The organism is Terribacillus saccharophilus, assembly GCF_002272075.1.
GTDB lineage: Bacteria > Bacillota > Bacilli > Bacillales > Amphibacillaceae > Terribacillus > Terribacillus saccharophilus_A.
This window is the reverse complement of sequence record NZ_NPBJ01000018.1, coordinates 51967-75364: the sequence shown is the minus strand read 5'-3', so window position 1 is coordinate 75364 and position 23398 is coordinate 51967. Positions and strand designations below refer to the sequence as shown.

Genomic DNA, 23398 nt, shown 5'->3' with positions numbered 1-23398 from the left:
ATAAAAGTGAGGGATACCATGAAAAAGCGAATAACGTTACTTCTGGTTTCTTTATCAGCGACGGTTATGCTGGCGGCATGCGGGAACGGTGCCAGCGGCGATGGACAAACGAAATTAACGCTCATGTCAACAGCAACGAATAAGGCAGACCAAGAAATCTTTAAGGAAGTTGTGTCTGAATTTGAAGAGGAAAATCCGGATATCGATATTGAAGATACGTATCCGACAGATGGGTATGAAGAGATGGCGCGAGTTAAGATGGCAGCAAACGATATGCCGGATTTATTTGATACACATGGATGGTCAACTACTCGTTATGCCGAATATACAGAGGATTTAAGTGATATGGAATGGTCAGAGAATCTGGATGAAGCCATGGCAGATATCTTAACTGATGAGACTGGGAAGCTGAATGCTTATCCGATAAACCAAGCACTTGATGGACTGACCTACAACAAAAATCTGTTGGATGAGTATGGAATTGAGCCGCCTGAAACATTTGATGAATTTATGACAGCACTAGAAACAGTGAAAGAAAAGAGTAACGGAGAAGTTGTACCTTTCTGGCTGGGCGGATCAGATAAAAGCCAATTTGGTCAGTACTTTGATCAGTTCGCAACGCCACTGTTAATCACGTCGCCTTCCAACAGTCATGGTGATGCTTTACTGGATGGGTCCTTTGACTGGTCAAATTACACATACCTGCCGGAGAAGCTGGAAGAGATGAATGATAAAGGGTTGCTGAATAAAGATGCAGTTACGGCTCAGACAACCCAGGTTGCGGATTTACTAGCTCAAAATAAAGTGGCATTTATTATGATGAGTGGTTCGATTGGACGTGAGGTATCGGAGCTGAATCCAGATGTACAGTTGGGTACAATGCCGGTTCCTGCTATACATGAAGATGATAAGCCAAGCTGGATTGGCGGCGAACGCTTTACTTTAGCTATTTCAAAGGACTCCGAGTACAAGGAAGAAGCTAAGAAATTCATCGAGTATATCGCACAGCCGGAAGTAGCGAAAAAATTTGCAGAAGGAACATCACTGCCGGATGCGTTAACGAATGTTGATGCCGATAATTATTTTGCCGATTTTTATAACCAGTATGAAGGTACGCGGATTGAGCCATATTTTGACCGTGCATATCTGCCAAGCGGAATGTGGGATCCAATGGGCGCTACGGGTCAAGAGCTTGTCTCAGGAGCAATGACGCCGGAACAAGTATCAAAGAAAATGAGCGAAGAATATAGTCGCTTAGTGAAATAGTGATATTGCAAACAGAGGGAGCTGATGCTCCTTCTGTTTAGTAAAAGGAGATGAAAGAGAATGGATCAGCCTTTATCATCGACTGAACAAGCGAAAAAAGCGAAAAAACGCAGAAAAGAATCCTCTCTTTGGTGGATGTACCTGCCAAGTGTTTTGCTCGTCATGCTTTTTATTGTTTACCCCTTTTTAGATGGCATCCGAATTTCCTTGACGAATTGGAATGGATTTTCACAAATCTATGATTATGTTGGGCTTGAACAATACAAGCGAATGTTTGCAGATCCGGACACATGGCTGGTTGTTAAGAACACCCTGTTGTACGGAATCGGGAGTACTGTGCTGCAAAATATTATCGGGCTTGGCTATGCTTTACTGCTTAATTACAACTTAAAGGTGCGGACTTTAACGCGTACAATCATTTATCTACCTGTTATTATCAGCCCACTTGTTATGGGTTACATCTGGTATTTCTTCTTTGCCTACCAAGGTGGGGCGCTGAACGATATTTATAACTGGCTAGGTTTGGATCCGATCAATGCGCTCGGCAACCCAGAGGTGAACCCGTACATTATCGTTTTCGTTAATACCTTCCAGTTTGTTGGTGTTGCGATGATTATCTATCTGGCTGGTTTGCAGAGTATTTCCAAGGAGTATTATGAAGCAGCGAATATTGATGGCGCATCAAGTTGGTCGAAATTCAAAAATATTACGCTGCCGTTGTTGGCTCCTGCAATCACAATCAATGTTGTTATCAATATAATCGGCGGATTGAAGCTATTCGATGTCATTGTCTCACTGACAAATGGCGGACCAGGAAATGCCTCTCAATCGATGTCGACGTTTATGTACTCGCTTTATTTTGCGCGGCAGGATGCGGGTTACGCAGCAACGCAAGGAGTATTGATGGCCCTGATTATCCTGGTGCTTAGTTTGGCAGCGCTTCTCTACCTAAAACGAAAAGAGGTGGAAGCATAATGAATCAAGTATCCAAAAGAGCCAAATGGTTTTTAACAGCTGTAGCTTTAGTGATAACCTTGCTTCATTTAATTCCATACTACATTTTGTTAACGACTGCTTTTAAGCGGGCCGGTGACTTTTCGTCAAAATGGATGTTCCCAAAATACTTTAGCTTGGAAAACTTCACGGCTGCTTGGGAACAGGCGAATCTGTCTAATGCGTTTATGAATACCTTTGTGATTACCTTCTTTGCAGCAGCGATGCTTATACTATTCGGCTCCTTGGCAGCTTACGCACTGGCAAGACGCCAAACAAGGCTGAATAAGTATGTGTATATGTTATTTGTCGCAGTTATGGTCATTCCGCCGTTGACAGCACTGGTACCGTTATATCAGCTTGTCGTAGACGTTGGTCTGATGAACACACGCCTGGTAGCTGTACTAAATAATGTGGCTGCATTCTTGCCGTTAACCATTTTCCTGTATGCCGGTTTCATTCGTTCCACGGTACCAAAAGAATTAGAGGAAGCAGCAAAAATGGACGGAGCCAGCACTATCGGCATCTTCTTCCGAATAGTGTTCCCGCTGCTGAAACCAATTACCGCAACAGTATTGATTTTGTCTTGTGTTTATATTTGGAACGATTATCAGTTCGCCATCTTCTTCTTGCAAGATTCCGATATGCATACATTGACTGTAGCCCTGGCAAGCTTCTTTGGTCAAAATACCAGCCAGCTTGGACTTGTAGGAGCAGCTGCACTGATTGCATCATTACCAATGATTTTCTTGTTTTTATTCCTGCAGCGCTTCTTTATTGAAGGACTTGCGGCTGGAAGTGTCAAAGGGTAAGAGAGAGGTCTTATCAAAAAGTATACTTGAGAGCAAACAAGCGGCTATTTTCAGTCGCTTTGTTTGTGTTTATGCCTTTAGATTGGAGGATGAATATGTCTGCTCATCAGCGAGAGGAAGGGTACGGTGTATATGGTTTTCACTTCTATGACGCACTCTTTAATGAGATGGCAAACATCTTACTGCTTGGTAGAGATAAAAAAATACCAGGAACTGTTTATGATTGGTACGGAATGCAACGTGAGGACGTAGGAACTTATGTATTCCAATACACCTTGTCCGGAACAGGGCAGATTCAGATAGAAGGAACAAGCTATGCATTGAATCCAGGAGAAGCATTTATCGTAGAGATACCAAGTGATCATCGGTATTACTTGCCCAAAGATAGTGACGGATGGGAGTTTATTTTTATCACCTTAGTGGGCAGTAAAGCAGCAGAATGCTGGCGATTTGCCAAAGCACAGAGTGGTTCTGTGCTAAAGATCTCCCCTGATTCAAAGTTGATTCAGCTTTTGTTTCGTATTTATCAGGATACAGCAGAACAGAAGATTACAGACGTTTATCATGCCTCAGCGAAAGCTTATGAGTTTATGATGGAATTGTATCGTTATGTAAGGAATCTTGAAAAATCACCAATTGATCATTCTATCCCAATCGCAAAGACGCTCTCCTATATTCAAGCGAATTATGCTGAACCTATTGCGCTAAATGATATTGCGGCTGCTTCTGGCTACTCACGTTATTACTTTCTGAAGCAGTTTCAAAAAGAGCTCCACATGACTCCGATTCAGTATCTAACAAAGATTAGAGTCCAGAAGGCAGCCGATCTTCTGCTTGCGACAACACATTCCATTAATGAAATAGCTTCACAGGTAGGATACAGCAATGCGAATTACTTTAATAAAGTCTTCCGCAAAGCAGTGGGGATGTCTGCGGGCAAGTTTAGAAGAAATAAGATTCCATCTAAGATTGATCATTTAATTATTGATTAAGATATGCTCGCAAAAGAAAACAAAAAACCCCTATTCGATTAGTAGAATAGGGGTTTTGAAAAACACATGCAGCGTTTCTTCCATCTCACTTCATATACCGATACTCCATCAAATCCCTAAGTATATTAATCTCCTGACATAATTCCTCGCCAACATTGGTTTCCAGAACCTTTTTCCGCTCCAGTTCTTTATCGACCAATCGCTTGACGGATAATACATCCGTACCGTCATGCAGCACTTCGTTTTTGGAGTTGAAATGCTTATGGGCCACGAGCTTCATGCCATAGGAATTATACAATAATGTATATCCTGCGATGCCTGTTTTAGATTGATAGGCTTTAGAAAATCCGCCATCGATAACGATGATTTTTCCATTTGCTTTGATCGGGTTCTCTCCCTCAATCTCTTTAACTGGTGTATGTCCGTTGATGATGTGGCCATGTTCGGGATCCAGATCGAATTCTGCTAGAATCTTTTCACAGGTTTCTTCGTTCTCGCGCAGGTGGTAATAATGATTCTTTATTTCTTTGTGCGTTACTTTATCCTTGATAAAATAACGTTCAAAGGTTGTCATGGCTCTTTTCCCGAAGAGGGAAGAGTATTCACCTGTCCATAAATACCAGACCATATCTGTCGCCAGGTCATCCGTTACTTCTGGATGAGCAAATGAATAACGAAGGAATTGCTCGAACCTATCTAGCAGCTCGCGGCCTGCGTATTTTTTACCCTCGATCTCCATATTCTCCATGTTGCCATTTTCATCTATCGGTATGCATCCGTGTATCAATAGGTTGCCGTTATAGCGCAGATAAAGACTGCCTTTCCTCATGAGGAAGTTCATGTGTCTAGCCAGCTTTTCAGAATGTTGAACAGAGAATAGCAGCTTTTCGATCACTTGCTGTTCTTCTTCTAATAGCATATCGGGCTGCTTCGGATTGATTGTGCTAAAGCATGTATTTTCTAATGGGTAAGCTTCGCCATTCAGTGTAATCTCGTTTGAGTTAAAATCGATTTTCTCAAGCAATAACCGTTCTTCCATATTGAAAAACGCTCGTCTTTTGATAATCGGGCTTTCTAGCTTGAATTGAATCATTGAAATTGCTTGGTGCATTTTTGTTATTTGTACAATTTCTTCCTCAGATGTTTTCTTATCTGCTTGCGTTTTAGGACGAAACGCAGGGTTATCGTCATAATATTTCTCCGCTAGATTCAGCAATGGGCGAAGGTTGATGCCGTACACATCTTCAATAATGTCTAAGTTGTCATAGCGCGCACAAATACGAAGGATATTCGCTAGACAAACCTTTGATCCAGCAAAGGCGCCGATCCAAAGTACATCATGATTTCCCCATTGCACATCAACAGAATGATAATTGATGAGTTCTTCCATAATTTTATCCGGTTTAGGTCCGCGATCATAAATATCGCCTACAACATGCAGGTGATCTACCACAAGCTGGTGCGTACTGTATGCAAGTCCTGTAATTAACTTGTCAGCTTGTCCGAGCGAGATGATTTGTTCGAGAATCTCGTGGTAATACTGCTCCTTATTTCCGGATTCCTCCGTTTTATATAGGAGTTCTTCAATAATATAAGCAAACTGATTAGGCAATGCCTTCCGCAGTTTGGAACGAGTATATTTAGAAGAGGCATACGAGATAAGCTTGATCATTCGTTTGATTGTCTTTTTATACCACTCGTTAAGATCCTCGTCCTGATTAAAATCATTTTTTATGATTTGCAGTTTCTCTTCTGGGTAATAAACCAAAGCTGCCAGCTCATCAATTTCTTTTTCAAAGATGACACCGCTGAAGATATCTCGGATTTTTTCTTTTACTCTTCCAGAGCCATTTCGCAGCACATGCTGGAAGGCTTGATATTCCCCGTGTAAGTCACTCACAAAATGCTCCGTACCCTTAGGGAGATTGAGAATCGCTTTTAAATTGATGATTTCAGTGACTACTTTTTCTTCCGTATCATATTTCTGAGCTAGTAAGTCTAAGTATTTGGTGTTCAAGATTATGTATCTCCTTTCAGAATTACTAACTTTTACATAATTTTACTTCTTCTATTATAAGATAAATCTGCAAGTATAGGTGGAATTTGTGTTATTGTATCGAATTTTAATAGTTACATAATGATAGTATCTTATTTTTCCCTTTCTGACCAAGAGATGAAACAGGATAAGATTGGCAGTTCAATTTTGGAAAGAAATAAGAATAATCTTAGGAATTAGCAGAGGTCATACCGCTTGTGGTAAAATTATAAGGTTAAAAAATTTAGAATGAGGTATTTGTATGAGCAAAATCAGAAAGCGTAACCGAAGTAAGTTATTCATCTTGTTACGAGGATTGTTCGTCATCCTCGGGGGATTTATCGCAGCATACGGCCTGGAAACCGTCCTGATTCCAAACAACGTATCAGACGGAGGCGTCACTGGTATCAGTATCGTCATTTCTCAACTAGCCGGATTGCCGCTAGGTGCACTAATCGCTATTATTAACCTTCCGTTTGTCTGGTTGGGTTATAAACAGATAGGGAAAAGCTTCGCGATATATTCCGTTATCGGAATCGCGTCATTATCAATTGGTACCGTTCTTATGCATCACACGCCAGCCATTATTGAAGGGGATACACTGCTCGTCACTGTAGTCGGGGGTATTATCCTAGGTCTAGGTATGGGTCTCGCCTTGCGTAACGGCGGAGCAGTAGACGGCATTGATATGCTGGCCGTACTGTTAGCACGTAAGCTGCCATTTGGAACAAGTGATTTGATCTTATTCCTTAATATGTTTGTCTTCATCTTCGTTTCCACTGTATTTGGTCTGCAGGGAGCTATTCTCTCCGCAATCGCCTACTTTATCGCATCCAAAGTCATCCACATTGTAGAAGAAGGTCTAAGCGGTTCGAAAACCTTCAAAATCATTACAACCGAGCCGAAGCTAATGGTAGACACCATCCGCGATCGTTTGGGAAGAAGTGCTACCTACAAGGAAGCATACGGCGGATATACACATGAAAAATTCATGGAAATTACTTGTGTTATCAACCGCCTAGAGGAAAGTAAGCTGAAAGAAATCATCAATGATATTGATGACGGAGCTTTTGTTACGATTTATGATGTAGCTGAAGTTAAGGGTGGGAACTTTAGGAAGAGTGATATTCACTAAGTTCACGATGTTTTTAAGAAGGCGTCATCTCTACTCCATAGAGATGACGCTTTTCTATATTTATAAAGAGAAAACTTGAACATGAAAGAGGTAAATATTGTATCTTTAGTATAAGTATATAAAAAGAGAAGTAGGGTGAAGACAATGGAAAATTTAATTCAAGCAGCAAGAGAATTCAACCTGGATGAAGATTTTATAGTAGAAAGTGAAAATAAGAGACAAGAATTTATTCGGCGGTTCCCATTGGAATCTTTGAGTCAAATGCCAGTAAATGAATACGCAGATACTTCGACTCGAGATGCTTTCATCTATTGGCTGGAGCATAAGGAAGTGCTTGGCGGAATTGGTGGAGGCAATGCTTCTAAATTCGGCATTTATCGCAGTGGTAAAGGTGAGTACTGCATGGGTGCATCAACTAAAAAGAAAATACTCACTGGAGAAGACTTAGAAAACGAATATGGTAAATTACGCAATCAGATTGTCACTAATTTAAATCTGGCGGCAGAAAATCGGATAGAGGAAATAGAATTCACTAAATTGAGAGTGTGGCCGATGGTCATGTTAAAAATATTGAATATCTATTATCCGGAAAAATTTTTCAATGTGTATGCGAAGAAAGTGCTTGATCCTTTAGCGGAGGAATTACATATTTCAACAGAGCTTCTAAAGCAAAGGCCGATAAATTACATCCAGCTGCAGCATCTGGAATATAAGCATTTAAGGGAATTAGAACCTTTCAAGGACTGGGATTATGTGAAGCTCAGTCAATTCATTTGGAAGCGTTATGGAGAGAAGAAGCGTCCAAAGCACTGGCTGATCGAGCATCGATACGAGGAGCGTGACTATTTATCCGATTATACGGAAAGAGGTATGGTATCTCTTCCGCTGATCAGACAAGATATATCCAGTTATCTATCGAGCGATGATTTTTCTTTTTTGGATGAAATAAAGGATGAGAAAGATAAAGAAGCCCTGGAGGCATTTTTGAAGCTGGATAAGGGAGATATTGTCGGGGTGAAGACAACTTATTCGGAAAGACTTGAAGATGGAAGCCTTACATATATCCTGAAGATTGCTGCTGTTGGCAAGGTGAAAAGCCGGGTTTCTGAAAGCTATGCTTTTGATGAAAAGCTAGGCCATACCATACCAGTGGAGTGGATGGATGTGGATGAGCGACTTCTTCCAGGCTACGGTGGCTTCCGTGATCGCATTCACCAGATTACGAAGAAGCGACATATCAAAAAAATGTTCAATAAATTAGAAACAATGGAAGATCCAGTTCCGGAAGAAGATGTGCAGACTTTGGTAAATGAATACAGTGGACCGTTGAATACAATTTACTTCGGACCTCCTGGAACAGGAAAAACATACAATATCGCGCGACGTGTCGTAGAAATTGTGGAGGGATCAAGTGAAGAAGTGGATGCAAGGAAGCATTTCAAAGATCTGCAGAATCTGAGTCAGGTGAAATTCGTGACCTTCCATCAGAGCTTCTCCTATGAGGATTTTATTGAAGGACTACGTTCGGATGGAAAAGCTGGCTTCAAGCCCGAAGACGGAACATTAAAAAGAATTGTGATGGAAGCACTTTATGAGGGATTGAAGAAAAAAGAAAATGCCGAAATGTATCTTTCACGGAAACAGGAAGTCATCAAGGCACTACAGGATAATGAAGCATTTGATTTTACGACTGCTTCACGTTACGTACTTGTTATTGATGAAATTAACCGCGCCAATATCTCTAAAGTGTTTGGAGAACTGATTACATTACTGGAAGATGATAAGCGACTCACAGCACAGAATGAAACCATGATCCAACTGCCTTATTCGCGCGATCCATTCATCTTACCGCCTAATTTCTATATCATCGGAACAATGAATACGGCAGACCGTTCCATCTCTTTATTGGACACAGCGCTGCGCCGACGCTTCTCCTTTGAAGAAATGATGCCAAAGCCATCTTTGCTTCAGCCGATAGAGAATATCGACCTTCCCGCACTTCTTGAGATGATGAATCGGAGAATTGAGGTCCTGTTCGATCGAGATCATATGATAGGGCATGCTTATTTCATGAACGCGGAGATGGAGGAAGATGTTTATCAAGTTTTACTGACCAAAGTGGTCCCTCTCCTTCAGGAATATTTCTATGATGACTGGGAGAAAATCGGACTCGTGCTTGGCGGACTCGGGGCATCCGAGGATGAGCCTTGCATTGTTTATCAGGAAAAGATCGATTTGCAGAAGCTGTTCAAAGATACTGCGATGCTTAGTGCACTTGATTTGCCGGTGAAATATCGAATCAAGAAAACAATCAAACTTCGTGATGTTCAGAGGATTTATGAGTTATGAAACATGTCAGTATCCGGGAAGCTTATGATTGGCTGCATCTTGGACAGCATATAACACAGCAAGAATGGGATGAACTGCTTCTCTATTTGCAAGTAAGCTACATGACATTTGTGGAAATCGGTTATGGGAAAATTCGTTTCATCAATCTAGTCGGGGTTATCCAGCTTTCCACCATCAGAATCGAAATCCTGCCTAAACTGACCATTCATGAGGAGTCAGAGGAGAAAAACAGAAAAGCACTTCTGAATATGCTATCCGTGACGCAGACCCTGCCAATCAAGCTCCATGACGCGACACTGAGTCAACTGGCCAAGGCAGACTTATTCCATATTTTTGGCCATATCTATCTTCAGCTGTTATTGTCGGAGCTGCGGCGCGGAGTATATAAAGAGTACAAGCTAACTAGAGAGAACAGCTCGGCATTAAAGGGACGATTTCTCCTGCAGGAACATATCAGACGAAATGCTTTTCAGCCGGTAAAAGCTTTTTGTGAATATGATGAAATCCACGAGGACGTCCTACTGAACAGGATCCTGAAAAAGGCACTGAAGCTTATCATGCCATATCTAACTAAAAGCACAATGAAAAACGAAGCACTTATGATTTTGCAGTTTCTCCAGAACGTATCGGATGTTTCCGTTTCGAAGAATCAGCTGGAAGCTGTCCCATTCAACCGGCAGAATCAGCGCTTTGAAAAAGTCTTTAAGATTGCCCAAATAATCCTGTCCAATGATATGATGACGTCAGCATACAGTACCAGCCATAGCTTTGCCTTTTTATTTGAGATGAATATGCTGTATGAGTCTTACATGGAAAGAGCGTTTCGCTTCCTGTCATCGGAGAAACAAGTTGATATCCAAGCACAGCATGATGAAAAGAAGCTTCTGATCAATGTGCATTCCGGTAGAGGGAATATCAAGTTGAAGCCGGACTTTGTCATCAATGGAGAAGATTATCAAATGATTGTCGATACCAAATGGAAGAATATCGTATATGAAGGACGAGTTCTATACCAGCAGTCAGACCTTTATCAAATGTACGCGTACATCACCTCCTACTTGAAAGCCGAGAAGTGCATCTTGCTGTACCCAAAAACGGAAGAAGCAAGTTTCCCGAAGTGGCAAGTACCTGGTCAGGAGAAATATATCGAAATTAAGACGGTTAGGTTATCATCGTTTACTGAAACTGTAGAAGATGTAAGAGGAATAATAACGAATTGAATGGAAAAGGCAGTCAAAGCTGATAGTTTTGACTGCCTTTTATTTTTAAAAATCTATTCTTTTTTTCTTCAACACAGCCTAAACAAATAAGCTATACTTGAGAAAAGTGTAAATATTTGGTTAGGGTGATAAATAATTGAGTTTAAATGCAGTTTTTCAAATGCCTAAGGCAGTTAAAATAACAGGAAGATCGTCGAGTATAACGAATTCATTCGTGAATGGTATCATTCCAACCATTCCTCCGACGGAAAAGGAACTAGAAGAAGTTCTGGCATTATTGGGAATGACGGAAGGTGTGCGATGTGCCTATTGTGGTGGAGAATCTACCGAATGGGATCATTTCAGGCCATTGGTTCGTAATAAGAAGCCAACAGGGTATATTTCCGAGATTCAAAATCTGGTGCCAGCATGCGGCAAGTGCAATCAGTCCAAAGGCAATAAATATTGGCGAGAATGGATCTTGAGTGATGCTAGATTATCTCCTAAAACGCGTGCAGTAGAACATCTGGACGTATTGGTTAATCAATTGGAAAAGTATGAATCTTGGAGTAGGCCGACTATCGTAGATTTTGAGAAGGTGGTTGGTTCTAAGGTTTGGGAAGAGCATTGGGAAAATTGCGAGCGTATCCATCGGTTAATGAAAGAGAGCCAGCAATTATCTGATTATATAAAGGTCGCTGTTGCGAAAGATGTGGCAGATGACAAGTTAAATGATGAACTGCTGGAAAAGGTGAATGCAAGGGACTAATCAACAAAAGGATTGTTTAAGAGATGCAAAGTATATCATTCCAATCAGAACTCTTCCAGATAAGCTATCGATCCGAAAAGGTTCGACTTTTGCCCAAAGAATATGAACTCTTCCAATTACTTTATCAGCACCCTGCCCGTATCTTTTCCCGGCAGGCATTGCTGGATCTTCTCTGGCCAATGGCTGATCCTGTAGATAGGACAGTGGATGATCATATTTATCGCTTAAGGAAGAAGTTAGTTCCTTTAGCGGATGTGGTGAAGATCCGAACAGTGAGAGGACAAGGTTATGTGTTGGATCAGTTGTCGCAGTTACAAACAAACCCGTTATCAGATGACCGTGAATTGGCTGAGGATATGGGAAAGCTGTTCCGTAAGTATCACTTGTATGGACAAGGGGATGCGCTGAGATTGATGGCGGATAATCAAGCTGTTTTTGGGGTGGAGTTGGATGCTTCCAGTCAATTGTATCTTTATTTTATGAATGGAGAATTTGAGCGTCTGTTGCATTTTGATCATACTGATTTTTGGGATAAGTGCTATTATCTGCTTCATCTTCATTACTATACTTGCGAGGATGCAGAGAAGAGTTTGTTCTATTTCACCAAGGCATTAAATTGTGAGCATTTGCCTCTGCAGCACAAATTAGAGATCAGCTTGCTGAATCGGCTAACTCTGCTGATCCTCACCAAACAATTAGATGAGGCAGCTGTTCTCCTTAAGATTTCCAAACAAGAGATCCTCGATGGAGAGATGGAAGGTTTCGTTCTTATCTTGTACCTAATGGAATTAGGCCTTGCTTTTCTCCAACGGAATGATGCTTGGATTGAGGCTGCATTAGTGATGATTGAAAGTGAGCTTATAAAGCGTCCTTTCTCAAGAGAGAAAGCTCTCTTTTCAATCATGCAGGGACTGTATCAACTTTATAAGGGCAATTCCGTTAATGTGAAAGAAACAATAGCAGAGGGTTTTGCCCAATTCCGCAAGGCAAAATATGTACCTGGCATATTCCAAAGCTTGAAGATAATCATCGCCTTTTTAGAAGAATTCGAAGACTATCCAGATTTACATACCTATTACTTCAAAGAATTAGAACGATATAGAGAAATGTATCAGCTTGTAGAATTGGGTCCATATATTAGCTGTGAACTGGAAAAGCACTTATAATCCTGCTCTGATATTCCTCTGACATTGCAAAGTTACACTGATGTCAATAACAGAGGATGGGAGCTTAAAGTATGAGTGTTTGGAAGAACAGCAATTTTACAAAGTATTTCTTTGCCAATGGATTAGCTAACCTCGGGAATTGGTTCGATTTCATTGCCGTGCTGATCCTATTTCGTTTTACATGGAAAGCAGATCCCATGCTTATTGCTTTAATTCCAGTGTTTTATGCATTACCTAGTATTCTCTTTGGTCAATGGGCCGGCGTGTTGGCCGATCGATGGGATCAGCGAAAGATCCTCATATATTCTGACTGGGTGCGGGCTGTGCTGACTGTCATTTTGCTTTTTTCTAGCACACCCTATGTCGCGCTAGGGATATTGTTGCTGCGTAGTACTTGTGGTGCAATAAGCGTGCCTGCGCAGCAGGGTTTTATGAGAAGGATAGTGGAAGAAGATCAATTAATGCAGGCAGTATCACTTAACGGCGGAGTAATTCAATTGGTTAAAGTAGTTGGTCCTCTCATTGGCGGTACTGTAGTAAGCATTTTTTCTACTCACATTGCAATGGGGATGAACGCCTTAGCCTTTATATTATCTGCATTGCTGCTTTACAGAATACAGATTATCACTTCGCATGTTGAAAGGAACGAATCAGCGGTAAAAGAGGGTGTACTGGAATCCTGGAAAAAAGGATGGTATGCAGTTATCCATAACCGCATTATTCTTTCCAGCTTATTGTTTGGACTGTTAAGTACACTTGTTATCCAAATGATTGACGTGCAATTAGTCACGTTATTCAGCACGTTGTATCCGGAGCGAGAAGAACTGACTGGGTGGATCACAGCTAGTATTGGGTTAGGATCACTGGTCATGGTTTTAACCTTGAACAGACTCGAAGAAATTCGACGGTATGGATGGTTTTTCGGAACCGGCTGTTTTAGTCTCGGATTGATGACAAGTGGGTTCGGTTTTCTAACTACAGGAGAAAGCTACATTTTTATAGCGCTTGGCTTAGCTTTTATCGGAGGTCTTGGAAATGGACTTGTCTTTGCAGGTGTGAACTACCTTATTCAAAGAGAACCACCGAAGGAAATGGTAAGTAGAGTAGCTGGTATTGTCGATTCTAGCTTGAGCACTTTGTTCATTTTAGGTCCGTTATTGGGCGGTTTTCTTATAAATAATATTGGAGTACTTGCAGCTTTCCGCTTAACAGGAAGTGTTATTGCTTTGATTGGGGTTGGAGGTATTGTATTTCAAGCTTTGATATGGAAGAGGTTGGAGAGCAAAGAGTTATTAAAAGAAGAAAGACAGGTTGAATAATACAAGATAGATGCTTATTATATTGAAGTGTTGTCATGAATCAATCATTGTTAGATATTCAAAAGTCTTTAAATATAATCTCTTTAAATGAATGTGTTTCTAAAATGATAAACAAGAAATTTAAGCCTGTACAAAAATGGAATTCTGAAGGGGTTTACACAAATTACTACCTAATAATACAAAGGGGAGTCGAGAACTTATTATGTTATTGAAGTTTTTAATTTGCCGTGTAGATCCGAAACAAAAAGCTGAATTCTCTTTAGGTCAAGCTTCATGGGGAGATCTAAAGAATTCGAGAGGATTCTTAGGTCAAATTGGTGGTTGGGACATAAAGGAAATCGATAAAGCACATATTGTCTCCGTGTGGAAAGATGATAGTTCATATGAAGAGTTTATGAATAATCAACATGATAAGATTTACACCAAACGAAATCAATCTGATTCTATTTTGAGCATAGAAGTAGAGACATATAATATATATTTATCATTCTTAGATCAGTTGAGAAATATAACTGAATTTCTTACTGATAGCCCATTTATTAGAATTGTTAAATCAAAGATAAAGCCTTCATGCACAGAAAGCTATATTGAAAAGCAAAAAAATCTATGGATACCTGAGATGGCAACTACTCAGAAAATGGATAGTTGTCTATTTGGAGAATCAAATAGACATAAAAATAGTTACATAACTTTAACTGGATGGGTAAGTTATAAAGATCATGACTGGTACCAACAAAATATATTACCAGTCTTATTAGAAGCAGCCGACATTATTTCTGACATAGAACAAATAGAAGGTTGGAATTTCTTAGTGGAAGAAGATTGGGTTGTAAGCCCTTAACAACAAAGACATATAAAGAAATAGGATTACTTTATATGTTATAAGTATATATTTAGTGATTGCGGATATTCGGAGAGACAAGAGCTGACAACGAATTCTTCTGTTTCTTTTCTAGTCTAAATTGAAATGTCTCTTTACTATCTTAAGATTATCTTTAATGGTAGACCTGCCGTCAACGCTCACAAGTATTAGATCCATATTTTCTGCACTTTCCACAACCTTCTGCGCAAACCCACTATCCCTCATCATCCACTTAGAAAAAGCCAAACCAGGATCATCATACTGATCAAGAATACGATGAACCCATTCTCTTTTCTTATAATGATCTTCTTGAAATTCCGGTGTCGGCACCATCCAAATTGCATGGTTCAAGTCATTAAGAAGTGGAGCTATTTTATGCGGCAACAACGCTGCTCCTTCCACAACGATAGGTGTTGTTTTAGGACGGGATAATAAGTCCTCCAGTATTAGACTAAACTGCTCCTCATACACACGAACTACATCTTCAATTTGTTCCTCAACGGTTAGCGAACAAAACTGCGTAGACCAGACCTGATTCCATGTCTGGTCTTTTATTTTGTACATGTTAGGATGCTGATCCGGTGTACTGCGGGACATATGGTCATCATAGCAATCATCGCATTTGTAATAGGTAAAGCCGTATTCAGCTGCGAGCTTTCGGGCAATGGTTGTTTTACCGGCACATGGAGAGCCGCCGATCCAATAGATGTGTGAGAGTGGTTGTGCGAGATTAACCAATGGATTACCCACCTTTTCGATACATTAGTGAGCATCCATTATAGCTTAATCCGAGAAGTTGTACTTAATGGTTACACTTTGTCACTTTTGCTTAACACATTGTAAGCTCCTTTTATTTTCTGAATAATTATACAATTTGTGTATGTTAAATACACAACACAAAAGGGAGCGATACAAATGGACTTCGGAATTTTCTTGCCAATAGCGAATAATGGGTGGATCATGTCGAATAACTCACCGCAGTATATGCCAACGTTTGAATTGAATAAGGATATTGCGCTGCGGGCAGAGAATATGGGATTGGATTTTGTGTTGTCGATGGTAAAGTATCGCGGGTATGGAGGAAAGACGGAGCATTGGGATTATGCGATGGAGTCCTTCAATCTGATGGCGGGTCTGGCAGCTGTTACAGACAAGATTGGGATTTATGCGTCGGTGCAGCCGCTCACATATAATCCAGCAATGGCAGCGCGGATGGCGGCGACGATTGATGATATCAGTGATGGGCGCTTTGGCTTGAATGTGGTGGCAGGCTGGAATAAGTATGAGTATTCTCAAATGGGACTGTGGCCTGGGGATGAGTTCTATGGCGATCGTTATGACTATGCAGATGAATGGCTGACGGTTGTGAAGCAGCTGTGGGATAAAGGACGGCTAACGCATAAAGGCAAATACTTTGAGCTGGAAGATTGCATGTGTCAGCCGACGCCAAAAACGAAGCCGAATCCGCCAATTGTTTGTGCAGGTATGTCTGACAAAGGCTTGGAATTCACGATCAAGCATGGTGATATCAATTTTGTTGCAGGTGACTTTGACCGCATCGCCGAGCTTAGTGCCAAAGGGAAAGCAATTGCAGCGAGCATGAACAAGTCGATCAAGACTTATGCGGTGTATACAATTATTTCTGCTGAAACAGATGAAGAGGCGGAGAACATGTATTTGAACTTTATTGAAGGTACAGATAAAGGCGGCTTCGATGGGCTTCAGGATGCACGTGATAACGATAAAACAGGCTCGACGATGGAACTGCTCGGTGAAATCTTTATTGTACCAACGCTTGTTGGATCCCCGAAAACAATTGCCGAACAGATTGAAAGAATTGAGAAGGAAACGATGATCGACGGCTTGCTGTTCACATTCCCTGACTTTGTGACAGATATGAATTTCTTCGAAAGTGACATCGTGCCATTGTTGGATGCTAAAGGACTCCGGAATACAGTCGTAAAAGAAATCATCGGTTAAGGGGGAGATTTAGTGAAGGAAAGTATGGTGATTGCTGGGCTGCAGAACGGTGCTTATGCGGGCGATGTGGAAACGAATTTGCAGAAAATCGTGACAGAGTGCAAGCGTGTAATTACGTTAGATAAGCCAGACTTGCTTGTCTGTGCAGAGCTGATGACAGCGCCGTATTTTGCGGCGGTCACGACACCGGATGAGACGTTCTTCAATTTTGCCGAACCGATGAATGGTCCTACAGTGAGCGCTATGGTGGAGTTGGCTAAGGAAACAGATACACATCTGATTGGTACTGTGTTCGAGAAAGCGGAGGAAGGGGATAGTACGAACTATTATAATACGGCGTTTGTCTGTTCTCCGACAAGAGGACTGATTGGAAGCTATCGCAAGGTGCATGTGCCAAAGGTTGATGATGCGACGATGAAGACAGATGAGAAATTCTATTTCGAACAATATGGCGGCGGTGGGGATGCGTTCCCGACAATCACTTTGGACAATGGCTGGAAGATTGGCATCCTCATCTGCTTTGATCGGTCATTCCCGGAAGCATGGCGTTCATTACGCATGCAGGATGTGGACGCGGTCGTCGTACCGACTGCGACATATGGTTATCGAAAAGATTTGTATGTAGCAGAACTCCGGGTAAGGGCAATGGAAAATAACTTATTCGTTATGGGTGTGAATAAAGCTGGTACAGAAGCGCTGCAAGGCGAGGAAGTGCTGCGTCACCATTTTGGCCAGTCCTGTATCCTCAGTCCTTTCGGGGATGTCGTGACGGTTACAGATGACGAAGAGTGGCAGCATGTAGCTGCCGAAATCAGCAAGACCACGCTCGCGAAATCACGAAAACGCGTTGATTGGATGGCTAATCGGAAACCGGAAGTCTATGAACGCTATCAGACGGAAGTATTGAACTAACACACAAATGGAGGGCGATTAATTTGACGAAAGCAGTTGTGATTACAGGCAGTCCGAAGAAAACGTCCCGATTGAATGGTCCTGTGGAATATGTGATTGCTGATTTGGAACTGAAGGGCTGTGACGTATCACATGTTGTTGTGGCAGATTTACCAGCAGAGGACTTGCTGTATGCCAATTTCACAAGTGATGCAATTATCCATGCGACTCAGCAGGTCAAAGATGCGGATGTCGTCGTAGTAGCGACACAGGTGTATAAAGCTTCCTATACCGGTGTATTGAAATGCTTCCTGGATTTAGTTCCGGAAAGAGGTTTGGCTGGCAAAAAGGTGCTGCCGCTTGCGATGGGCGGTACGACAGCGCACTTACTGATGCTGGAATTCTCTTTGAAGCCGGTGCTGTCTGTGCTGGGTGCTAATGCAATCGAACAGGGTGTATTCATTCAGGATAAGCAAGTAGTCCGTACGGAGGACAACAGTTTTGAGCTGGGAGAGGACTGCAAGTTAAGACTGGATCAGGCGGTCGAGGGCCTTTTGGAAGGTGTGACGATCGAACAGGTTGTATAATCTCTTCGCTAATTTAAACAGAAAAGGTCGGAACGTATGATGATGCTGGCGACGATGTTTGTATTAGGGCTGCTGTTGGGCTTTGCCGGTGGGGGAGGATCTGGGTTTGTGCTGGCATTATTGATCAGTGTCTTCCAGATCCCGATTCATACCGCACTCGGCACGTCTACAACTGCGATGATCTTCACGGTCATTTCCGGGTCGATCAGTCATTTTAAAGAAGGCAATATGAAGCTGAAAACTGGCGCCATGGTCGGAGCGTTTGGTGCAGTGGGTGCCTATTTTGGGACACAAGTAGCGGCTCAGCTGCCGGAAACACCACTTATTATTGTCTCTGCCTTGCTTTTATTCGTTTCTTCTATCCTGCTGTTTTTCCGTACGAGGCTTAGCGGGAGTGTAAACGTAGAGAAAGTGTTTAGCAGAAAGCAATATTTGCTGCTGGCAATGGGAGTTGGCGGCAGCACTGGCTTTCTGTCCGGATGCTTCGGCATCGGGTCGACGCCCTTGATTCAATTGGGTTTGATGATCTTTTTCGGACTAAGCATCCAGCAGGCCGCAGCGACGAGCATGTTTGTGCTGATTCCGATATCATTTCTCGGTGCTTTCGGTTTCGCGCAAGCTGGTTTCGTTGATATAACACTCTTAGTGCAAGTAGTGGCAGGTACGATGATAGGCTCGTTCATCGGTGCGAAATTCACGCGCCTTGCTCCAGTGCAGGTGCTGCGGACAGTTATTATTTTGCTGCCGATCTTCGGTGGTATTCTATTGCTTACATAAAACAGGAGGGATGCATATGACAGGTAAACAAGCAGTCTATCAGCAAGCAGGTTATGGGCAGAAGCAGGTAGGATTTGGAGAAAAACCAGCGCTGCTATTGGTAGATTTCCAGCAGGCGTTCACGAGTGATCAATACCCGACAGGAAAGAATCCATTTATCAAGCAGGCTGCAGCTGAAACCGCAGAGCTGCTGGCATTAGCAAGGGAAAAGGATATTCCTGTTATATATACGGTTGTAGGCTACCGGGATGATGATTGGGATACAGGCAATTGGAAGACAGATATCGGATGGATCACGATTGGTTCTCATGCCATGGAAGTGAGCACAGAGGTGGAACCGATTGCAGGCGAACCAGTAGTATTGAAGAAATATCCATCCGCCTTTTTCGGCACAGAGGTTCTGTCGCTCTTGACGACGAAACAAATAGACACTGTCATTGTCACAGGCTGTACAACAAGCGGCTGTGTGCGTGCTTCCATCATTGATTCATTCTCTTATGGATTCAAGACAATCGTGCCAGAGGAATGCGTCGGTGACCAGGCGAAGGAATCACATGATGCGAATCTGTTTGATGTAAATGCACGGTATGCAGATGTTTTGCCGAAGGAGCAGGTGGCGGCATATTTGAAGGCATTGAAGACAACGCCGATTACATTGTAAAAATAGGAGGAGGCTGGGACAAAACCCGGTAAAGTAAATAAATAAAATAGGCAGGCATCACCGAGAATCGGAGATGCCTGCCTATTTTTATGTATTAATTCATTTGTTCCTAGAAGCAAAATAAGGACCCCTCTGATAGAATTAAGTTACCACACCAAAAACAAAAGAGGAGGATCCTTATGTTTAAACATTATACCATGAATGAAGTTGTTTTACCGCTAGATATGGAATGGAAATTACGGGAGAACGATATTGCGTTTACCATAAATCAACTCGTAGAAAGTATTCCCGATGAAGCCTTCGATGGTTTCCTTCGGGAAACCGGGCATCCTGCTTACCATCCTCGTATGATGATGAAAGTGATTTTATGCGCCTACACGCAATCGGTCTTTTCCGGTCGTAAAATTGAAGCGTTACTTCAAGATAGTGTCCGGATGATGTGGCTGGCACAAGGTTATGAACCGAGCTATCGCACCATCAATCGCTTTCGAGTAAATCCTCACGTTAAAGAACTTTTACGGCAGTGCTTTGTTCAGTTTCGTTGTCAGCTTGTCGAAGAGAAACTGATTGAAGAAGAAGCCATTTTCATCGATGGTACTAAGATCGAAGCAAACGCTAATAAGTTTACGTTTGTCTGGCGTAAATCCATTGGAAAATATAGTACACAACTGGTAGAAAAATCGAACCAGAGATACGAAGAATTATTGGATAAAGAGATTATCCCGTCCATTGAACGAGAAAATCCGGAAAGTTTGACCGTCGATGAGATGACGCAGGTCGTTGAAAGATTGGACGATGAAGTTCAAAAATATGACCGAAAAATTGACGCAAGTAACGATGTGACGGAACGAAAAGAACTGCGTGTAGCGCGTAAAGAGCCAAAACAATATCGGAAAGATTTTCGCGATTTCGTTGCGCGAACGCAAAAATACCAAAATGACATGACCATCTTTGGTGATAGAAACAGCTACTCCAAAACGGATAAGGATGCCACGTTCATGCGCATGAAAGACGACTATATGAAGAATGGCCAGCTTAAACCCGGCTACAATGTACAGGTGGCAACCGAGGGGCAGTATGCCCTTGCTTATGATGTGTTTCCGAATCCTACGGATACGAGAACCTTTATCCCTTGCTTGGACAGAATTGCACAGGATTTCTTTTCTTTGCCAAATTATATCGTAGCTGATGCCGGATATGGCAGTGAACCGAATTATAACGATGTCGTGGAGAATCGAAATCGGATCCCTCTTATTACGTATAATCAGTATCGCAAAGAAAAACAAAAGAAACACAAGCAAGATCCTTTCAACGTTGAAAACTGGGAATACAACGCGAAAGATGACAGCTTCACATGTCCTAACAACCAAAAACTCCCTTTCAGCCATCTCTCAAATAAGCAGGACAAATATGGATTCACCCGGACATATCGTGTGTATGAATGTGAAAATTGTTCCGTTTGTCCACTGCGCGCCCAGTGTACGAAAGCCAAAGAAGGAAGCAACCGGAAAATATTCTTCAATGAAAGATGGGAACAACAAAAAGCGTACGCTAAACAGCTGCTTTCCGAAAAGGAAACCGGCAAAATCTATGGCAGACGCAAGATAGATGTAGAGCCAGTCTTCGGATTTCTGAAGGCTAATTTGCGCTTCTATCGTTTCTCCGTAAGGGGAAAAGAGAAGGTAGAAAACGAAATCGGATTCGCCTTTATGGCAGTGAACTTGAGGAAGTACACTGCCAGTAAGTCCTTATTCAGTATGAGAACACAGAAAAAAGATCCTCATCACCAAAAAACGGTGACGAGGATCTTTTTTAAATTACATTTAGCTAGTTATGTCCCAGCCTCTTTTTAATGGCCATCAGCTGGCGTGACATATAAAAGTATAGGTGATAGGATGGCTGCCAAAGGCATTAAATAATTTAAATGGCAGATGGTCAGTTAATGAATAAGTTTATCTTACCTTCCATCATCATAATTTTTATATGTTGGATTATATTGCAGCAGCTGCTGGAAATGAGTTTCCTAAGAAATCCGATGAATTACTTTATTGCGTTTTTAATAGTATTTTTGTTCATTCTGCGTGTGAAGGACAAATGATCATAGAAAATTGATCTGGCATTAGTGATTTACTTGGATAAACTGGTTTGATATAAGATTTTTTTACTTTTTTTCTTACAAACATTTCCTTTAATCTGTTAAAATTTAGTTTATTACTATACTTTGGTTAAAGGAGTTAAAAATATTGACACAAGATTAATTATCGAAATATTCAAATATGAACTTATGGACTTTTACAATCAGTAAGATAATCGCAACTTTTGGCAGCAGTGTGTATTCATTTGGTATCAGTTTATATTTGCTCCAGCTGACGGGTTCATCTTTGAATTTCTCACTTAATTTGTTTTTTGGAATCCTACCTACAATCATACTATCGCCGTTTGCAGGTTATCTGGCAGATCGAATCAGCCGAAAGAAACTGGTGGTATCTTCTCAGCTCCTTGCAATTGCAACTGTCTGCTTGTTATTTCTTTTATTACAAGAGGGTTCCGTGGCTGCTGGTTACTTTTATCTATCATCGTCTTTATTAAGCATTTCCTCCATGTTCATCAGCATTACAATAAATGCTTCTATCGGGAACTTAGTAGAAGCTGCATCCATTCAAAAGGCTGTTTCCTACAATCAATCTGCGAGCTCACTTTCAGCTATTGGCGGCCCGGTTATAGGCGGTATGCTTTACAGCTTCTTTTCCATCCAAGTATTTTTGATAATATTGATCGTTGCGAGTATAGTCGCGCTTTTTTTGGATGCATCGCTTAATTTCACGTTGTTCAAAAAGCAGGACGGTATGGCTGGTAATAGCGCTAAAATTGAGTCTTTTTGGACCTCTTTTGTATCAGGATTCAAGTATGCGGCAGGAAAAAGATTAATTATGAAGATCCTGACAATAGCAGTCTGGATCAACTTTTTTGCCGCTGCACTTCAAGTTGGAATGCCTTATATCATCGTTCAGGAGTTAGAGATGTCTTCCCAGGCACTTGGTTTTATAGAGGCAATGCTGGCTGCTGGGATGCTTGTAATGGCATTAAGCTTCAGCCGTTTCAAAAGCTCTACTGCCAGACTTATCCCACTCGGATTAATAAGCTTAGGTGTCTTGCTGGCTTTCTTTGTGCTTCCTGTACTGCTGCCTTTGCCAGCAGTCCTTCAGTTTATCATCTTAGCTGTATCAACTTTCATGGTTGGGGCTAGCCTGATCTTTATCAATAATCCCATTGGTGTACTGATGCAAACGGAGATAGAGGATGCCTACAAAGGCCGCGTCTTTTCAATTATGCAGGCGGGTGCTACTGCAATGGCTCCGTTTGGAATAATTGTTTATGGTGTCTTGTTTGATTATGTTTCTCCCGCCGTTATCATGATTTCTTCCGGAGCAGTCATCGCCTTGATATCTGTGGTGATGGGCAGGAACCTTTTTGAGCCAGCACTTGAGGAATTGCCAGCCGAAGTGACGAGTGAGAAAGATGGTTATACCGCTTCTTCTTAAGTTGAGAAGCTGTTTCTTTATATTCGATCACAAAGATACTTTCCTCCTTTGCATGTAAATTCT

General features: G+C 41.6%; 20 protein-coding genes. 18 read left to right on the top strand and 2 right to left on the bottom strand.

Annotated elements, in window-relative coordinates:
* Positions 1-18: 18 nt before the first annotated feature.
* The 4 genes from CHH48_RS09910 (at position 19) to CHH48_RS09895 (ending at position 4063) form a co-directional block, all read left to right on the top strand.
* A complete protein-coding gene (locus CHH48_RS09910) occupies positions 19-1266 on the top strand; it encodes an ABC transporter substrate-binding protein (RefSeq protein WP_095218983.1) in 1248 nt (415 codons plus the stop codon).
* A 60-nt stretch (positions 1267-1326) separates the two neighbouring features.
* Complete coding sequence (locus CHH48_RS09905) at positions 1327-2241, top strand: carbohydrate ABC transporter permease (protein ID WP_095218982.1); 915 nt, start codon at positions 1327-1329, stop codon at positions 2239-2241.
* Complete coding sequence (locus CHH48_RS09900) at positions 2241-3071, top strand: carbohydrate ABC transporter permease (protein WP_095218981.1); 831 nt, start codon at positions 2241-2243, stop codon at positions 3069-3071. Before CHH48_RS09905 ends, CHH48_RS09900 begins: the two co-directional genes overlap by 1 nt.
* Positions 3072-3166: 95 nt before the next feature.
* Positions 3167-4063, top strand: a complete 897-nt coding sequence (locus tag CHH48_RS09895) for an AraC family transcriptional regulator (RefSeq protein WP_095218980.1) — start codon at positions 3167-3169, stop codon at positions 4061-4063.
* 85 nt (positions 4064-4148) lie between these two features.
* Here the strand turns inward: CHH48_RS09895 and fbp are convergent, their stop codons facing one another.
* On the bottom strand, positions 4149-6080 hold the full coding sequence (gene fbp / locus CHH48_RS09890; RefSeq protein WP_095218979.1) for a fructose-1,6-bisphosphatase: 1932 nt from the start codon (positions 6078-6080) through the stop codon (positions 4149-4151).
* 280 nt (positions 6081-6360) lie between these two features.
* Here fbp and CHH48_RS09885 point away from each other — a divergent pair, with 280 nt between their 5' ends.
* The 7 genes from CHH48_RS09885 to CHH48_RS09855 all read left to right on the top strand — a co-directional run bounded on the left by CHH48_RS09885 (position 6361) and on the right by CHH48_RS09855 (position 14876).
* A complete protein-coding gene (locus tag CHH48_RS09885; RefSeq protein ID WP_095218978.1) occupies positions 6361-7233 on the top strand; it encodes a YitT family protein in 873 nt (290 codons plus the stop codon).
* Positions 7234-7377: 144 nt separating this feature from the next.
* Positions 7378-9582 (top strand): McrB family protein, encoded by a 2205-nt coding sequence (locus tag CHH48_RS09880; protein WP_095218977.1) that lies wholly within the window; start codon positions 7378-7380, stop codon positions 9580-9582.
* Positions 9579-10802 (top strand): McrC family protein, encoded by a 1224-nt coding sequence (locus CHH48_RS09875; RefSeq protein ID WP_095218976.1) that lies wholly within the window; start codon positions 9579-9581, stop codon positions 10800-10802. The genes CHH48_RS09880 and CHH48_RS09875 overlap by 4 nt, the downstream gene beginning before the upstream one ends.
* A gap of 136 nt (positions 10803-10938) precedes the next feature.
* The gene (locus CHH48_RS09870) at positions 10939-11550 is read left to right on the top strand and encodes an HNH endonuclease (RefSeq protein WP_217903022.1); all 612 of its coding nucleotides are present in this window, start codon (positions 10939-10941) and stop codon (positions 11548-11550) included.
* Between the two features lie 23 nt (positions 11551-11573).
* Positions 11574-12716 carry a winged helix-turn-helix domain-containing protein gene (locus tag CHH48_RS09865; RefSeq protein ID WP_095218975.1) on the top strand — a complete coding sequence of 381 codons (1143 nt, stop codon included), beginning with the start codon at positions 11574-11576 and terminating at the stop codon, positions 12714-12716.
* A gap of 71 nt (positions 12717-12787) precedes the next feature.
* The gene (locus CHH48_RS09860; RefSeq protein WP_095218974.1) at positions 12788-14035 is read left to right on the top strand and encodes an MFS transporter; all 1248 of its coding nucleotides are present in this window, start codon (positions 12788-12790) and stop codon (positions 14033-14035) included.
* 202 nt (positions 14036-14237) lie between these two features.
* Positions 14238-14876 (top strand): YdbC family protein, encoded by a 639-nt coding sequence (locus tag CHH48_RS09855; RefSeq protein ID WP_095218973.1) that lies wholly within the window; start codon positions 14238-14240, stop codon positions 14874-14876.
* A gap of 111 nt (positions 14877-14987) precedes the next feature.
* On the opposite strand, the gene CHH48_RS09850 is transcribed toward CHH48_RS09855, so the two are convergent.
* Complete coding sequence (locus CHH48_RS09850; protein ID WP_095218972.1) at positions 14988-15635, bottom strand: zeta toxin family protein; 648 nt, start codon at positions 15633-15635, stop codon at positions 14988-14990.
* 177 nt (positions 15636-15812) lie between these two features.
* Between CHH48_RS09850 and CHH48_RS09845 the strand changes: the two genes are divergently transcribed.
* The 7 genes from CHH48_RS09845 to CHH48_RS09810 all read left to right on the top strand — a co-directional run bounded on the left by CHH48_RS09845 (position 15813) and on the right by CHH48_RS09810 (position 23335).
* A complete protein-coding gene (locus CHH48_RS09845; protein WP_095218971.1) occupies positions 15813-16877 on the top strand; it encodes an LLM class flavin-dependent oxidoreductase in 1065 nt (354 codons plus the stop codon).
* 12 nt (positions 16878-16889) lie between these two features.
* Entirely contained in the window at positions 16890-17789 is a 900-nt protein-coding gene (locus CHH48_RS09840) for a carbon-nitrogen hydrolase family protein (protein ID WP_095218970.1), read from the top strand.
* Positions 17790-17812: 23 nt separating this feature from the next.
* A complete protein-coding gene (ssuE, locus tag CHH48_RS09835) occupies positions 17813-18355 on the top strand; it encodes an NADPH-dependent FMN reductase (protein ID WP_095218969.1) in 543 nt (180 codons plus the stop codon).
* A gap of 36 nt (positions 18356-18391) precedes the next feature.
* The gene (locus tag CHH48_RS09830) at positions 18392-19132 is read left to right on the top strand and encodes a sulfite exporter TauE/SafE family protein (RefSeq protein ID WP_095218968.1); all 741 of its coding nucleotides are present in this window, start codon (positions 18392-18394) and stop codon (positions 19130-19132) included.
* A 16-nt stretch (positions 19133-19148) separates the two neighbouring features.
* Positions 19149-19793: an isochorismatase family protein gene (locus CHH48_RS09825; protein WP_176466393.1), complete on the top strand. Its 645-nt coding sequence runs from the start codon at positions 19149-19151 to the stop codon at positions 19791-19793.
* A 179-nt stretch (positions 19794-19972) separates the two neighbouring features.
* Positions 19973-21646, top strand: a complete 1674-nt coding sequence (locus tag CHH48_RS09820) for an IS1182 family transposase (RefSeq protein WP_141230064.1) — start codon at positions 19973-19975, stop codon at positions 21644-21646.
* A 423-nt stretch (positions 21647-22069) separates the two neighbouring features.
* Positions 22070-23335: an MFS transporter gene (locus CHH48_RS09810; protein WP_095218966.1), complete on the top strand. Its 1266-nt coding sequence runs from the start codon at positions 22070-22072 to the stop codon at positions 23333-23335.
* Positions 23336-23398: the final 63 nt, after the last annotated feature.